Annotated in this window: 13 protein-coding genes; 4 read left to right on the forward strand and 9 right to left on the reverse strand. The window is 32.1% G+C overall.

The window, feature by feature from the left end:
* Nucleotides 1-2: 2 nt before the first annotated feature.
* From amaP to LQ609_RS09840, 8 genes are all read right to left on the reverse strand, one after another.
* Nucleotides 3-542, reverse strand: a complete 540-nt coding sequence (amaP, locus tag LQ609_RS09805) for an alkaline shock response membrane anchor protein AmaP (protein WP_239700419.1) — start codon at nucleotides 540-542, stop codon at nucleotides 3-5.
* A 201-nt stretch (nucleotides 543-743) separates the two neighbouring features.
* Complete coding sequence (locus tag LQ609_RS09810; protein WP_078358099.1) at nucleotides 744-1,760, reverse strand: FecCD family ABC transporter permease; 1,017 nt, start codon at nucleotides 1,758-1,760, stop codon at nucleotides 744-746.
* Nucleotides 1,757-2,761, reverse strand: coding sequence for a FecCD family ABC transporter permease (locus LQ609_RS09815; RefSeq protein WP_078358098.1), 1,005 nt, complete (start codon nucleotides 2,759-2,761; stop codon nucleotides 1,757-1,759). Before LQ609_RS09815 ends, LQ609_RS09810 begins: the two co-directional genes overlap by 4 nt.
* A gap of 15 nt (nucleotides 2,762-2,776) precedes the next feature.
* Entirely contained in the window at nucleotides 2,777-3,580 is an 804-nt protein-coding gene (locus tag LQ609_RS09820; protein ID WP_115337129.1) for an ABC transporter ATP-binding protein, read from the reverse strand.
* 214 nt (nucleotides 3,581-3,794) lie between these two features.
* Complete coding sequence (locus tag LQ609_RS09825) at nucleotides 3,795-4,631, reverse strand: YitT family protein (RefSeq protein WP_078358096.1); 837 nt, start codon at nucleotides 4,629-4,631, stop codon at nucleotides 3,795-3,797.
* A gap of 160 nt (nucleotides 4,632-4,791) precedes the next feature.
* Nucleotides 4,792-5,745: an L-lactate dehydrogenase gene (locus LQ609_RS09830; protein WP_078358095.1), complete on the reverse strand. Its 954-nt coding sequence runs from the start codon at nucleotides 5,743-5,745 to the stop codon at nucleotides 4,792-4,794.
* 22 nt (nucleotides 5,746-5,767) lie between these two features.
* Nucleotides 5,768-7,366 carry an L-lactate permease gene (locus LQ609_RS09835; protein WP_239734683.1) on the reverse strand — a complete coding sequence of 533 codons (1,599 nt, stop codon included), beginning with the start codon at nucleotides 7,364-7,366 and terminating at the stop codon, nucleotides 5,768-5,770.
* 773 nt (nucleotides 7,367-8,139) lie between these two features.
* Nucleotides 8,140-9,861, reverse strand: coding sequence for an ABC transporter ATP-binding protein (locus LQ609_RS09840; RefSeq protein ID WP_078358093.1), 1,722 nt, complete (start codon nucleotides 9,859-9,861; stop codon nucleotides 8,140-8,142).
* A 190-nt stretch (nucleotides 9,862-10,051) separates the two neighbouring features.
* Between LQ609_RS09840 and pbp4 the strand changes: the two genes are divergently transcribed.
* Both pbp4 and LQ609_RS09850 read left to right on the forward strand, forming a co-directional pair.
* Nucleotides 10,052-11,425, forward strand: a complete 1,374-nt coding sequence (pbp4, locus tag LQ609_RS09845) for a penicillin-binding protein PBP4 (protein ID WP_078358092.1) — start codon at nucleotides 10,052-10,054, stop codon at nucleotides 11,423-11,425.
* 81 nt (nucleotides 11,426-11,506) lie between these two features.
* A complete protein-coding gene (locus tag LQ609_RS09850) occupies nucleotides 11,507-12,256 on the forward strand; it encodes a M50 family metallopeptidase (protein ID WP_239734684.1) in 750 nt (249 codons plus the stop codon).
* 41 nt (nucleotides 12,257-12,297) lie between these two features.
* Here LQ609_RS09850 and LQ609_RS09855 read toward each other — a convergent pair whose 3' ends face one another.
* On the reverse strand, nucleotides 12,298-12,945 hold the full coding sequence (locus LQ609_RS09855; RefSeq protein ID WP_078358090.1) for a metal-dependent transcriptional regulator: 648 nt from the start codon (nucleotides 12,943-12,945) through the stop codon (nucleotides 12,298-12,300).
* 145 nt (nucleotides 12,946-13,090) lie between these two features.
* Here LQ609_RS09855 and LQ609_RS09860 point away from each other — a divergent pair, with 145 nt between their 5' ends.
* Together LQ609_RS09860 and LQ609_RS09865 are read left to right on the forward strand one after the other, a co-directional pair.
* The gene (locus tag LQ609_RS09860; RefSeq protein WP_078358089.1) at nucleotides 13,091-13,804 is read left to right on the forward strand and encodes a metal ABC transporter ATP-binding protein; all 714 of its coding nucleotides are present in this window, start codon (nucleotides 13,091-13,093) and stop codon (nucleotides 13,802-13,804) included.
* Nucleotides 13,801-14,625, forward strand: a complete 825-nt coding sequence (locus LQ609_RS09865; RefSeq protein WP_088369007.1) for a metal ABC transporter permease — start codon at nucleotides 13,801-13,803, stop codon at nucleotides 14,623-14,625. Before LQ609_RS09860 ends, LQ609_RS09865 begins: the two co-directional genes overlap by 4 nt.
* Nucleotides 14,626-14,631 lie beyond the last annotated feature (6 nt).

A 14,631-nucleotide genomic window follows, 5' to 3' on the forward strand; every position in this document is an offset into this window, starting at 1 on the left:
TCTTATAATACTCTTGTATCACTCGTTTTCTGATCTCTTACATTAATCTCGATATTTTTCACTGGTATTTCAGAGAAATGTTCAACATTTTCTTTAATATCCGATTTGATACGATCAGTTAATGTTTGAATACCACCTGTCTCTGAAACTACAAAGAAATCAGCTTTAACTGTTGCATAAGATTTGTTCTTCTTGTTATAAAGTTTAGCAACAACATTTGGTTGACGAACTTGATCGTATTTTTGAATTGTACGATAAACACATTTTTCAACTGAATTTCTCGTAATATATATGTGACCATCCTCGTAGTCACGGTGTAAGCCTGGTTTCTTATGTGTTGGTTTAAATGTCGCAAAGAACATTAGTAAACCAAAGAATATTAATACGCCAGCACAAGCAATCAATGTAGGTTCAAACCAATTATATTTTAATAACTGTTGTTGATAGCTCTTAATTTGGCTAATATCCAAGTACATAAAAAGAAGCGTGCCTACAACTACTATTATGAACAAGCCTAGGAAAAAATTCTTTAATCTTCTCACTGGCAACTGCACCTCCTATGTAAAGTTCTATTACTACTCATAGTTATACCCTTAAAATGATTTCGGAAACAATATTTTATATTTAATTTATATTTTTAGTTAAAATTTTATTTGAAACTGGATTTTTTAAGTCTGTACAGTATACTATATTCAAAAATAAAAAAATGCTTTCAATCCGAATTAATTCAGATTGAAAGCATTTTATATATGTGTTGATTTTTGCATTAAATATAAGAAATATGGTGCTCCAACTATTGCAACGATAATTCCTGCTGGTAGTCCATTAGGCTCTAATACAATTTTACCAATTGTATCTGCTACGACTAACAATATTGCACCGTTTAACACGGCTATTGGTAGGTATAGTTGATGTCTTGGTCCTACTATACTTCTAGCAATATGTGGCCCCATTAATCCTACGAAGCCTATTCCTCCTGCTACTGAAACTGCTGCAGATGATAACACAACAGCTAAGAAGACGAGAAGGATTCTTTCTTTATTATTATTAATACCGAAAGCAACTGAAACTTGTTCGTTTGTGCTTAAGACATTTAATACATTCGCTTTATAAAACAAGAATGGCATAACGATTGCTAACCATGGTACAAATGCAAACACGAATGGCCATTCGTCTCCCCATATATTACCTGCAAACCATCTTGCTATAAATTCCATTTGATCTTGGTCAAAAGTAGACATGATTGTAATAGATGCCCCACTTAATGCAGTTGATAAACCCACACCGATTAATACCATTCTCACTGGGTTTATTCCTTCACCTTTTTTATGACTAAAGATGAATATTACCATAGCTGTAGCTAAACCACCTAGCATACTTACAAGTGGTAATACATATACAAAGTCGCCTGCTTTGATAGTACCAACTACTAAAAACAATGTAATCATAAAGCCGCTTCCTGCGTTAATACCCAAGATACCAGGCTCTGCTAGTGGGTTCTTTGTAATACTTTGAAGTATTGCACCACTCAATGCTAAGCTAGCTCCTGCTAAGATTGTAATAAGCATTCTTGGCATTCTAAATTCATACAAAATCATAGTATCTAGTTCGTTACCTTGACCTAAAATTGTTTTGAAAAATTGGACAAATGACATCTTAAATTCGCCAGTTGTCATCGCAAATCCCATTGATGCGATGAGTACGACTACTAAAATGGTAAAAGTTATGCGTTGTTTTCGAATTATTTTAGGATGTATCATAATATTTTACCGTCCCTTCTTACAAGATAAAGGAAGAACGGTACACCAATAATTGAAATAACTGCTCCAATTGGTGCTTCTCCTAACATTCTCGCAATCATATCTGCAAATAGAAGAATAAATCCACCTAATACTGCTGATAAAGGGATAACGCGTTTATAATCTGTCCCTATCATAAATCTAACAATATGAGGAACCATTAAGCCTACAAAAGCAATTTGACCTACAATAGATACAGCTATACCTGCTAATAATATTGTAGCAATTAAACTCGTATACCTAACAACAGTACTATTTTGTCCCAAACCTTTTGAAAGTGTATCACCTAAACTAAGTATTGTAAGTTGTCTACTCATCATAATTAACACTATTAAAATAACAACAACTATCGGCGTTGAAATCATAAGTTGTTTCCACGTTGTACCACTTACACCACCAACACTCCAAAATGTTAATGTTTGATTTAATTTAAATATTAATGCGATTCCTTCACTTGCAGCAGTCAATAGCGCAGATACTGCAGCACCTGCAAGTACAAGTCTCATTGGACTAAATCCACCACGTTTAGATGAACCGACACTCATTACAAGTACCCCACCAATTCCAGCTCCAACAAATCCTGCAAGCATAAGTGTAAAGTACCCTGCACTTGGTATTACTGCTAAAGTTAGTGCAAGCATCATACTTGCTCCAGCGTTAAGTCCTAATAAGCCAGGATCAGCTAAGCCATTACGTGTAACCCCCTGCATTACAGCTCCAGATACTGCCAGTGCCATTCCGACAATGACTGCTCCAATTTCTCTTGGAATTCGTATTTCTCTTAAAATATTATGTTCCTCTATTTGAGGATTATAGTTGAAAATTGCATCATAAACCATTTGAATCGAAGTTGTTTTTGCTCCGAATAAAAATGACAGAAGTAAAACAGCTACAAGTAAAATAATTGTAACTGTTAAAATAATAGGATAGCGATTTTCTTTAATTGTTTTTGATTGAGTCATCAGGCTGCCATCCTTTTATAACTTTGTGTAATGTTTACATAGTAAATTATATGTTACAAGCATTGGCTTACCAGTTCTAGGATCTGTTGAAAGTTCAGCATCAATGTTAAACACTTCTTCTAAAATCTCGTTTGTTAACACTTCTTCTGTTTGACCTTGAGCAACTATTTCTCCAGATTTCATAGCTATTAAATGGTCAGAAAAACGTATTGCTTGGTTGATATCATGTAAAACCATGATAATCGTACAACCTTGTTCTCTATTTAATTCTTGAACAAGTTCTAGAATTTCAAGTTGATGTGAAATATCTAAATATGTTGTTGGCTCATCTAAGAAAATGATATCTGTTTTTTGAGCAAGCGCCATAGCAATCCATACTCTTTGTCTTTGACCACCACTTAAATCATTTATTGCTCTATATTTAAAATCATGAGTTCCGGTAACGTTTAAAGCCCACTCTATTTCCTCTTTATCTTGTTTAGATAATCTACCAAAACCTTTTTGATGAGGAAATCGTCCATAAGAAACCAGTTCACCAACTGTTAATCCATCTGCAACATCAGGAGACTGAGGTAATATCGCAATTTTTTTAGCAATTTCTTTTGTAGAAGTTGAATGTAAGTTCTTTCCATCAAGTAAAACTTCTCCAGTTTGTACATTTAAAATACGGCTTAATGCTTTAAGTAAAGTTGATTTACCACAGCCATTTGGACCGATTATAGAAGTTACTTTACCATCAGGTATTTCTAAGTTTAAATCATTAACTATTAATTTTTCACCATAACCTATTGAAATGGCTTCTCCCGTTAAACGATTCATAAAGAACCCTCTTTCTATTAAAAATAGACTCTATTTATTATGCTTATTTGTATTTTTTTGTAAATGATAATCATTATCATCATTCATATCTATGTATTATAACATTTAATGGGGTCTTTTTCTATCATTTAATGAATATTTTCACGTTATATTCACTTTTGAGACAAATAAAAACAAGCTAAGAATCCCCTTTTTCTTAGCTTGTTTTTTTAAATTATTCATCCACAAGGAAACCATTTCCGAGTACGTCCCTCACATCATGGACAACTACAAATGCATTTTCGTCGAATTTCTTGATCATACGTTTAGTTCTAGAAAGTTGCGTTTTAGCAATTACTACATACAAAACATCCGTATCTTTTTTCGAATAATATCCTCTACCATTTAAAATCGTACATCCTCTTCCAATTTGCTCATCTATCATTTTAGCAATTTGATCAGGATTTTGAGATATAATGGTTACGGCTTTTTTAGGGTTTAAACCTTCAATAACAAAGTCCATAACTTTAGTACCAACGTATAAAGATATCACTGTTAGTAATGCTTTTTCTAACGGCATTACAGTTAGTGAGAACATGACTACGATAAGGTCAAAGAATAGAAGAGCATATGATGTATTAACATCTAAATATTTATGAGCTATTCTTGCTAGGATTGTTGTTCCAGCAGTTGTTCCGCCAGATAACACTATTAAACCAATACCTAGACCGACCATAAATCCGCCAAAGATTGTGTTAATTAATATTTCGTGTGTCTCAACAACCCATGAACCTGTCAGACCTAAAAATACCGATATTGCAATAACCGCTATTATTGTATAAATTGTACTTCTCTTACTTAAAAATTTATACCCTAACGCGATTAAAATAGCGTTTAGTATAAACGTTGACCACGCTGGTGAAATATCATAAGCATAAAGTAGAATCAAAGAAACCCCGGTTACGCCACCTTCACCTAAATTAGCTGATATAATAAAGGCATTTACCCCAGTAGCAAATATGAATGATCCTACTAGTATTAATATCATATCTCGTAATAATCTATTTTTCATGACCTTACCTCCTTTTTATTTTTCAGCAGACATATAGATACTACCATAATCAGCAAATCCCCTCAACATGCCTATTTCAAATACAAAAAGGGAGTGGGATAGAAATCTAGTTTTATAAATAGATTTCGTCGTCCCACTCCTGCAAGGATAAATTTTTATATTAAAATTGTTCTTCGAATGGTGCTTGTATATCTTTTAGTACTTTAACAGAGTTATCAAATAATGCTTTTTCCTCTTCATTTAAAGGCATTTCGATTATTTCTTTAATACCAGATCTATTAATTAAAGCTGGTACACCGATATAAACACCTTCATGTCCATATTCACCTTCTAGATATCCAGAAACAGTTAACACTACATCTTGATTGTTTAAAATTGCTTTAGTAATACGCATAAGCCCCATTGCAACTCCATAGTATGTTGCACCTTTTGCTTCAATAATTTCATAAGCTGCATCTCTAGTTTGAACAAAAATTTCTTCTATTCTATGTTTACGTGTTTCATCTTTTTCTATTATAGATCTTAATGGCTTACCTGCAATATTTGCGTGTGACCATACAGGTAGCTCAGAATCTCCGTGTTCTCCAATAATATTTGCATGTACGCTTTGTGGTGCTACATCAAATTCTTCGCTTAATAAATATCTGAATCTTGCTGTATCAAGAATTGTACCTGAACCGATAACGCGTTCTTTTGGCAAACCAGAGAATTTCATTGTTGCATAAGTTAAGATGTCTACTGGATTTGTAGCAATTAAGAAGATTCCATCAAATCCAGAACTCATAACTTCATCGACTATAGCTTTAAAGATTTTCATATTTTTTGCTACTAAATCCAATCTTGTTTCACCAGGTTTTTGAGCCGCACCCGCACAAATCACGACTAAATCAGCATCATTACAATCCTTATATTCGCCTGCTTTTACTTTGACTGGAGAAGGACCATAAATTGTTCCATGGTTTAAATCCATAACATCTCCATTTACTTTCTTCTTATCTAAATCTATGATGACAAATTCATCACAAATACCTTGATTGATCATTGAGAATGCATAACTAGAACCTACTGCACCATTTCCTACTAATACAACTTTGTTTCCTTTAAATTGTTTCATTATAACCGCTCCCTGTTTATTATTATAAAATCATCGCTAATATGAATGTCCACACACATATGAATATTAAAAATCCTATACTATATTTCAAAGTCATTTTGAGTAATTCTGACTCTTTACCAACTTCACCTACTGCTGCTGTTGCAATTGCTATTGACTGTGGTGAAATAAGTTTAGCTGCTACACCACCAGCAGTATTTGCTGCAACTAGTAATGGGCCACTTGTGCCAATTTGACTTGCTACAGTTGCTTGAATTGGCGCAAACAACGTATTGTTATTAACAACAGATCCTGTCATAAATACGCCAATCCAACCTAATACAGGAGAAAGTAATGGGAATACACTACCAGCTTTCGCAATACCTTGTCCCATAGCACCTGTTAAACCACCGTAAGTCGTAATTTTAGCAATCGCTAAAATGAAACATATCGTCAAAATTGGTAGCCATAATTCTTTAATTGTTAAGCCTAATAATTTAAACGCTTCACTAAATTTAAAATGTTTAGATATTAGAATTGTAATGATAATAGATATTAAAATCGCAGTACCTGTTGCACTAAATATGTCTATTTTTAATGTAATTAATTTATTTGTAATTTCATTTAATGTTCCAGGAATACTAATGTTCCATACTAATGATGATAATAAACCATCTTCTGCAAACAATCCTTTGAAGAATGGCGCACTCCATATCATGACAAAAATAGTTAATATATAGAATGGGCTCCATGCATATAAGATCGTTTTAACAGAATGCTTTTTCGGTTGCATAACTTTTTGATCAGTAACTCTATAAATATTTTTAGGTTGATAAAATTTTGAGAATATTGCTAATGCAACCATTGATAATAATGGTGGAATAATATCAGCAAGTTCTGGACCTTGGAAATAAGTAATGAGTACTTGTAAAACTGTATAAGTTGAACTTACAACTAATATCATCGGTAAAATTTCTTTAACACCTTTTAATCCATCTAAAATCATAATTAATAAGAAAGGAATAAAGAAATTCATAATAGGCAATGTAAGTGTTGATATTTGAGAAACTTCTAATGCCGTAATATTACCATGTAAACCTAAACTATCCACTATTCCAACTGGTATACCAATTGCACCAAAAGCACCAGCAGCACCATTTGCAATTAAACATAACATTGCAGCTTGTAACGGTCTAAATCCAATTTGAATTAATAGCACACTACAAATTGCAATCGGAACACCAAAACCAGCAGCACCTTCTAAAAATGCATTAAAACTAAATCCAATTAATAGTAATTGTATACGCTGATCTTGAGATATCCCAGAAATACTATCTTGAATAATGCTGAATTGACCTGTACCAATAGAAACTTTATATAGCCATACCGCCATTACAACAATATAACCAATAGGAAGAACACCTTGGAAAAACCCTTCAGTTACAGCACCAACAGCTACAGTTTTTGGTAAATCAAATATAAAAAATGCAATTAATAAAGTTACGACAAGTGTTGTAATTGATGCATATATACCTTTCATTTTAAAAACTGTTAAACATAATAAAAATAATATAATCGGTATACTAGCGACAAGTGCTGATAAAGTTACATTATCTAATGGATTAATATTATTTAATAACACAACGAACAACTTCTTTCTTTTTTATTTTTTAAGATGCGCATCTTTTATATTTGTGATGTTTTTCACAACGTAAATATAACACCTCCAAAACCCTGGGTCAATAGCTTTAGCGCATATTATGTGAAAATATTCACGATAAATTTTATATAGATTTTTACGATTTTTTACAAACTCTTTATCTACTTGAATGGTTGCGTTTACATTTTTGTCACTGAGTTGAAAATTAATTATCTACTTTATATTGTGCTAGGGACATAATTCTGAGTAATGTCCGTAAGAAGTACTGTTAGAGACATAATTCTGAGTAATGTCCGTAAGAAGTGCTGTTGGGGACATAATTACGAGTAATGTCCGCAAGAGGTACTGTTAGGGACATAATTCTGAGTAATGTCCGTAAGAAGTGCTGTTAGGGACATAATTCTGAGTAATGTGCGTAAGAGGTGCTGTTAGGGACATAATTCTGAGAAATGTCCGCAAGAAACTAGTGTCTAAGGAGCATTATTCAGAATTTTGCTAGTTAGAACTTTCTAAGAAGCATTATTCGGAATTCTGCCAGTTAGAGTTTTCTAAGATGCACTATTCGGAATTTTGCCAGTTAGCCCAACCTAAGGAGCATTATTCGGAATTCTGCTAGTTAGCCCAATCTAAACTCCACAACCAAGTTCTTTCCCACTCGCAAAATAGAGCCTAGACAATTTATTGTCTAGGCTCTATTTTGTGATTTTTAGTTGTTCTCATCTACCAAGTTCTATTACATTCTTAATTTTATATTTTTATTCCGTTAGGCTTTGCGTATTTACGAAATGTCTATACTTATCGTGTGTTGTTATCAACTCACTATGTGTACCTGCACCGGTAATTTCTCCTTTATCTAAGAAAATTATTTGATTTGCTTTCTTTATTGTTGCTAGTCTATGTGCTATTACTATCGTAGTTCTATCTTTCATAAGTTCATTCAATGCTTGTTGAATATAATATTCACTTTCACTATCTAGATTAGCTGTTGCTTCGTCTAATAGTAAAATATCAGGGTTCTTAATGAAACTTCTTGCTATATCTATTCGCTGTCTCTGTCCTCCTGATAATTTAGTACCTCTTTCTCCTATTTCTGTTTCAAATCCTTGTGGGAATTCCATTATAAAGTCATAACAACGTGCCATTTTTGTATAATGTATCAGTGTTTCATCACTTACCGCTTCATTAATTCCATATGTAAGATTATCTCTTATCGTACCTGACATCATTGCATTAGATTGCATGACATATCCAATTTTCTGTCTCCAATATTTCAAAGATATATCTTGTATAGACTCGTTACCATATAATATTTCCCCGTGCTCTAGTGGATACAATCTTTCAATTAAACTGAACAATGTACTTTTCCCTGATCCTGATGGTCCTACAAATGCTGTAACTTCTCCAGAATGGATAGATAATGATAAATCTTTAATAACGAGATTATCTTCATATCCAAATGAAACATTTTTAAATGTTATATCTTGATGGTCGGCTACTGGACGATTTGAATCTATCCCAATTTTTTCGACTTTTTCTTGATATATTTCATATATTCTTTCACTTGCCCCAACTGCTTTTTTATAGTCCGTAATGAACATTGAGAAACTTAAAATGGGTGCTGATAATTGTATAACATAGAAAATCATCGCAACTAAAGTTCCTGCTGTAATTGCGCCACTTGATACTCTTATTCCACCAAATCCTAATATTATAGCGACGGTAACCGTCATTATAATTCCTGATAATGGTGATATAATCGCTCTTATTTTAGCTTCTTTCAAACCTAAATTATATATACTTAATAAAGTTACTTTCGTCTTTTCTAATTCGTTTGTTTCTGAAGTTGTTACTTTCACTAACTTCATTTCAGTTAATACTCTACCCAGCAATCCACTAAATTTAGCAATTTCAGTTTGTGTTTCTTTAGAAATTTTGCCCATTTTCTTTCCTAGTGGAATCATAATGCCTATAAAAATCGGTAAAATAATAAAAGTAATGAGTGTCATTTGCCAATCGAGAATGAACAACATAACAATAGAACCAATCAGCGTTAATAAAGAAGGTAATACGCTTGGCGCCTTTTCAGAAATAAATAAATTAATTACATTCGTATCATCAGTAATACGACTCATTAATTGGCCACTTTCATTCTTATCAAAAAAACTCATTTTTAAGTTGATGAGATGTTGCCAAAGCTTTGCTCTAATAGAGTAAATAGTTTTCTCACCAATTTTACTTAATAAATACGTACCTATACCGCTCAAAACAGCATTAGCTAAGAATATCCCTATAAATAGCCATACCATGCGTAAATCTAAATTTTCTGCATTAAATGTATCCACTAATTTCCCGGTAAATAATGGTACAAGTAAACCACTTAGACTGCCTAGTATAGATAGAAACATTGCCCAAAATACCATTTGTTTAGGCCAATCTACTTTTTTTAGTAAATATATCAACGGATTTTCATTTTTCATTTTAACTACCTCTTCAATAAATATAATGATTATATTTGTATTTTACAGCAAAATGGTATATACATACTAATTATAGAAAACTAATTTTACAAAAAATTAATATTCATTTGTTATCTTGTTATACGGAAGTTATTTAATTTATGTTAGAATGATATAGTTAATTTTAAAAATAAATAAAGAGGTCTTATTAATGAAAAAAAGTCTATTAATATTTTTTGCACTACTAATATTGAGCATTCCAGTAACTCAAAATGCATCTGCTGCTGATAACGCAAAGTCTCCAACAACTGTTGCCAACGAAAATGGATATTCACTTGGAGAAATATATGAACCAGAAGGCGCAATTAATTACAGTTCTGAAACTGGTCAAATTATGTATGAATATAAGATAGATGCTAAATGGTATCCTGCTAGTATGTCTAAGTTGATGACATTATACTTAACTGAAAAAGCAATCAACAGCGGTAAATTAGACAAAAATGCAAAAGTTAAAATGACAAACGAAGAATACCGTTTATCAACGTTACCTGAACTAAGTAATACAAAATTATATCCAGGTGATGTATATACTATTTCAGAGTTAATGCAAATTACAGTTTCTAACTCTTCAAATGCCGGCGCGATGATATTAGGTAGAGAGACTATGAAAGCTGAAAATTTAGCTTCTGCAAAAAAGATAGATAAAAAAGATAAAGACTCAAATAAAAATACAGCTTCTAAACAACAAAAGAAAGATTTAGACTCTGACTTTGTTGATTACATGAATGAAACTGCTAAAAAAATAGGCATGAAACATACAAAGTTCTACAATTCTAATGGCGCATCAAATAATTTATTATTAGAATATAAAGCTAAGCGTTACCAATCAGATGAAGATAATTATTCTACATCTAGAGATTTCGCAATTCTAGCACAACATCTTGTAAAGCAGTATCCTGATATATTAGAATATACAAAATTAGTAGCACCCACTGTTCAAAACGTTACTTATTATACTTATAACCACTCACTTGAAGGTGCGGATATGTCATTAAAAGGCACGGACGGTCTAAAAACAGGCTCAAGTGATACAGCCGACTATAACCATAGTCTTTCAACTAAAAGAGATGGTTTAAGAATCAATCAAATCATTCTTGGTGCTGGTGACTATAATAGCGTTGGTGGTGAAAAAGAACGTAATATGATGGGTAACAGCTTAATGGAAAAATCATTCAATGAATATGAATGGAAAAAAGTATTATCTAAAGGCAAACAAAAAATAAACGGTAAAACTTATTATGTTTCAGAAGATCTTTATGACGTTGTGCAAAAAGGTGTAGATTATAAAGTTGTTCTTGAGGATGGTAAAGCCCATATCGATTATAAACGTACTTTCTTAAATGATAGCTATGGCCCTCCAACAGTCAATGTGGAGTCACCTAGCAAACATAAATTTAATCAAACAAAAGAAAAAGTTACAAGCGAAGATAATAGACCTATCATCATGACCGCTTCAATATTACTTATTTTAGGAATATTGTTATTATTAACTTGGTTATTAAAACGTAAGAAAAATAATAAATAACATTAAGTCTTAAGCCCGACAACAAATACGTCACTTTAGTGTAGAATAGTATTAAACTATTTTATTCGAGGTGACGTATTTTTGATTCAATTTTTACCGAATTTTTTATCAGAACCAATCAATATATCATTAGTTACGATTACGATCATCGCGCTAATATATGTATTTGTTCATCATAGAAGACAGCAACCTATTTTAAGTTTGATTGATATTATTTTAGGATATTTCCCTATTTTAATTCATGAAATGGGCCATGTGATTGCAAATAAACTTTCCGGTGGTAAACCGAAAGATTTAGTTGTTGTATGGCGTAGAAAAGAACGAACTGAAACAGGTAGACAAGGTTATGCTATCACAGGTTCTAAATCGCGATTAAATCAAGTTATAACAACATTGTTCGGTTATATTATGCCATCTATTATGCTTATTTTAGGTGTTTGGCTTAAACATCATACGTTTGGACCAATATTCTTAATTATCCTTCTTTTAATGTTTTTATACTATGTTATGCTTACATCTAAAAAGTTTATACCAACTATCATACTAGTTGTCATAGCTGCTGCATTATACGAAGTCATATCAGCACCAAATATACATGACTTTGGCCAAATCACCACTTATATATATCACTTGGGCTTAGGTACATTGCTAGGCGAAGTTGCTCAATCAAGCATCACGATATTCTTATTAACTTTCACACGATCAAACCAAGAATGGGATGGCAGCCAATTAAAGCAACTAACTAAAATCCCTACTATTGTCTTTAGTGTTATTTGGATTGCAATAAACGTATATGCAGTTATGTATACTTTTAATATTTTATGGTCATAAAAAAAGCCAATAAAGAATCGAGTTTTTCGATTTTTTATTGGTTATTTTTTTATTCCAAACAAATATGATGCATTTGTTTCGCTAATCATAATCGTTTTATTATTTAACTTTAGTTCTATAATTTGATTTAAGCTATCTTTATTACTTATTGTAACGACATTACCTATATTCAAGTCTTGATTACTTAAATAATCTAATAAATTCACATAGTCCATTACACGTTTAATGATAACATCGTCACCTACTTCAAATTCATTCAATGAAGTATTATATAATTCTTCAATTTGATTCTCTCTTGGAATTATTCCACCATGTGGACACGTCTTAGGATACCCCATCAACTTATCTATCTTTTCTATGAAACGATCAGATACTCGATGCTCTAAAATTTCAGCCTCTTCATGTACTTCATCCCACGAATACTCTAACTCTTCTATTAAAAATCTTTCAATTAGTCTATGCCTTTTAATGATATTCGCAGTATGGTCTAATCCTTTTTGTGTTAATTTCACACCTTTATATGGACGGATATCTACATAATCGTCTTTTTTTAAGCGCAGCATCATTTCACTTACTGATGACGGTTTAATACCTAAATCTTGAGCTAAGTTTTTATTTGATACATAATCTGTCGTTCCATTTAATCCAAAAATTGCTTTTAAATAATCTTCTTGTTCTTCAGTCAACATCTGCTCTGACCTCGCTTTTATTATCATATTTTTATTGTACCATGATTTATTTTTACAAGCTATCTCTTGACTTCACCTAATTTTATAATATAATCTAACTATAGTTTAGGTTAGCCTAAACTTATTTTTAGAAAAAGGTGATAACATGTTACAGGTTAAGAATATGAATTTATTTATAGGTCAACAGCACATATTGCATGATATTAACTTAACAATTCAATCATCAGGAGAGCTAATAGGCATTATGGGGCCAAATGGTGCTGGGAAATCATCGTTTATCAAATCAATTTTAGGCGAATTCAAAGCAACTGGCTTTGCTTTTTGGAATGATAAACCTATTAAGCAACAACTCACTCAATTAACTTACATTCCCCAAAGAAATCAACTAGATTTAGATTTTCCTATTACAGTTAAAGACAGCTTAATAACTGGCTATTACCAAACTTCTGGATGGTTTAGACCGATGGCAAATGAAGCTTATATAAAAAGAGACCAATTATTATCTGACTTGCAGCTAACTGATTTAAAAGATAAAACATTAAATCAATTAAGTGGTGGACAATTACAACGTGTTCTCTTAGCAAAAGCTTTAATGAAAGATAGTGATTTATTGTGTCTAGATGAGCCTTTCGTTGGAATCGACTTTAAAAGTGAAGAAATCATGATTCAAATATTACGAAGACTAAGATCAGAAGGTAAACTGATTTTAATTGTTCATCATGATATCCATAAAGCCAAAGCGTATTTCGATAGAATCCTCCTCCTCAATCGATCGGTAAAATTCTTTGGTTCTGCTACAGAAGCTTTATCTGATGAAAACATTAAAGAAGTATTTTTAAAGGAAGGCGTAACATTATGATTAACGAATTTATCTCATCACTCTTTCAATATAACTTTTTAAGTAGAGCTCTAATCACTGCCATCATAGTTGGGATTGTTTGCGGGGTTGTAGGAAGCCTTATTATATTAAGAGGTTTATCTCTAATGGGTGATGCCATGAGCCATGCTGTTCTACCTGGTGTCGCACTCAGCTATGTATTTAATATTCCAATGTTTATAGGTGCCTTAGTATCAGGTATGTTAACGAGTTTACTAATAGGATATATTTCACAACATTCGAAGACAAAAAATGATGCTGCAATAGGTATTATTTTCACTGCTTTCTTTTCCCTAGGTATTATAATCATTAGCCAAATCAATTCCTCTACAGATTTGTACCATATACTATTCGGAAACATTTTAGCAGTAACTTCAAATGCTTTTTATACAACGAGCATTGTAAGTATTATCGTGATTGCTTGTGTCATTATATTTTATAAACCACTCCACTTATCAACTTTTGATCCAATAGCGGCGAAAATGAGTGGATTGAATATTAAATTAATTCATTACTTTGTCATGATGTTGTTAGCACTTGTTACTGTAGCGAGCTTACAAACGGTAGGAATTATTTTAGTTGTTGCATTGCTAATCACACCTAGCTCTACTGCATTTTTAATTACTAAATCATTAAAAGCAATGATGATTGTTGCAAGTACAATTAGTGCAATATGTGCAGCCTGTGGCATGTATATTAGTTACCTATACAACTTACCTAGTGGCGCTTGTATCGTATTAGTATGTTGTTTAGTTTATATTATTACGTTCGCCATACATAAACTTAAATTAAAATTTATATAAGGAGTA

It is taken from the genome of Mammaliicoccus sp. G-M28 (assembly GCF_022386595.1).
GTDB lineage: Bacteria > Bacillota > Bacilli > Staphylococcales > Staphylococcaceae > Mammaliicoccus > Mammaliicoccus fleurettii.

Bases quoted from the DNA above. Each gene is read 5' to 3' on its own strand.
- LQ609_RS09810 (WP_078358099.1), bottom strand. From the start codon at position 1,760: ATGATACATCCTAAAATAATTCGAAAACAACGCATAACTTTTACCATT.
- LQ609_RS09815 (WP_078358098.1), bottom strand. From the start codon at position 2,761: ATGACTCAATCAAAAACAATTAAAGAAAATCGCTATCCTATTATTTTA.
- LQ609_RS09820 (WP_115337129.1), bottom strand. From the start codon at position 3,580: ATGAATCGTTTAACGGGAGAAGCCATTTCAATAGGTTATGGTGAAAAA.
- LQ609_RS09825 (WP_078358096.1), bottom strand. From the start codon at position 4,631: ATGAAAAATAGATTATTACGAGATATGATATTAATACTAGTAGGATCA.
- LQ609_RS09830 (WP_078358095.1), bottom strand. From the start codon at position 5,745: ATGAAACAATTTAAAGGAAACAAAGTTGTATTAGTAGGAAATGGTGCA.
- LQ609_RS09840 (WP_078358093.1), bottom strand. From the start codon at position 9,861: ATGAAAAATGAAAATCCGTTGATATATTTACTAAAAAAAGTAGATTGG.
- pbp4 (WP_078358092.1), top strand. From the start codon at position 10,052: ATGAAAAAAAGTCTATTAATATTTTTTGCACTACTAATATTGAGCATT.
- LQ609_RS09855 (WP_078358090.1), bottom strand. From the start codon at position 12,945: ATGTTGACTGAAGAACAAGAAGATTATTTAAAAGCAATTTTTGGATTA.
- LQ609_RS09860 (WP_078358089.1), top strand. From the start codon at position 13,091: ATGTTACAGGTTAAGAATATGAATTTATTTATAGGTCAACAGCACATA.
- LQ609_RS09865 (WP_088369007.1), top strand. From the start codon at position 13,801: ATGATTAACGAATTTATCTCATCACTCTTTCAATATAACTTTTTAAGT.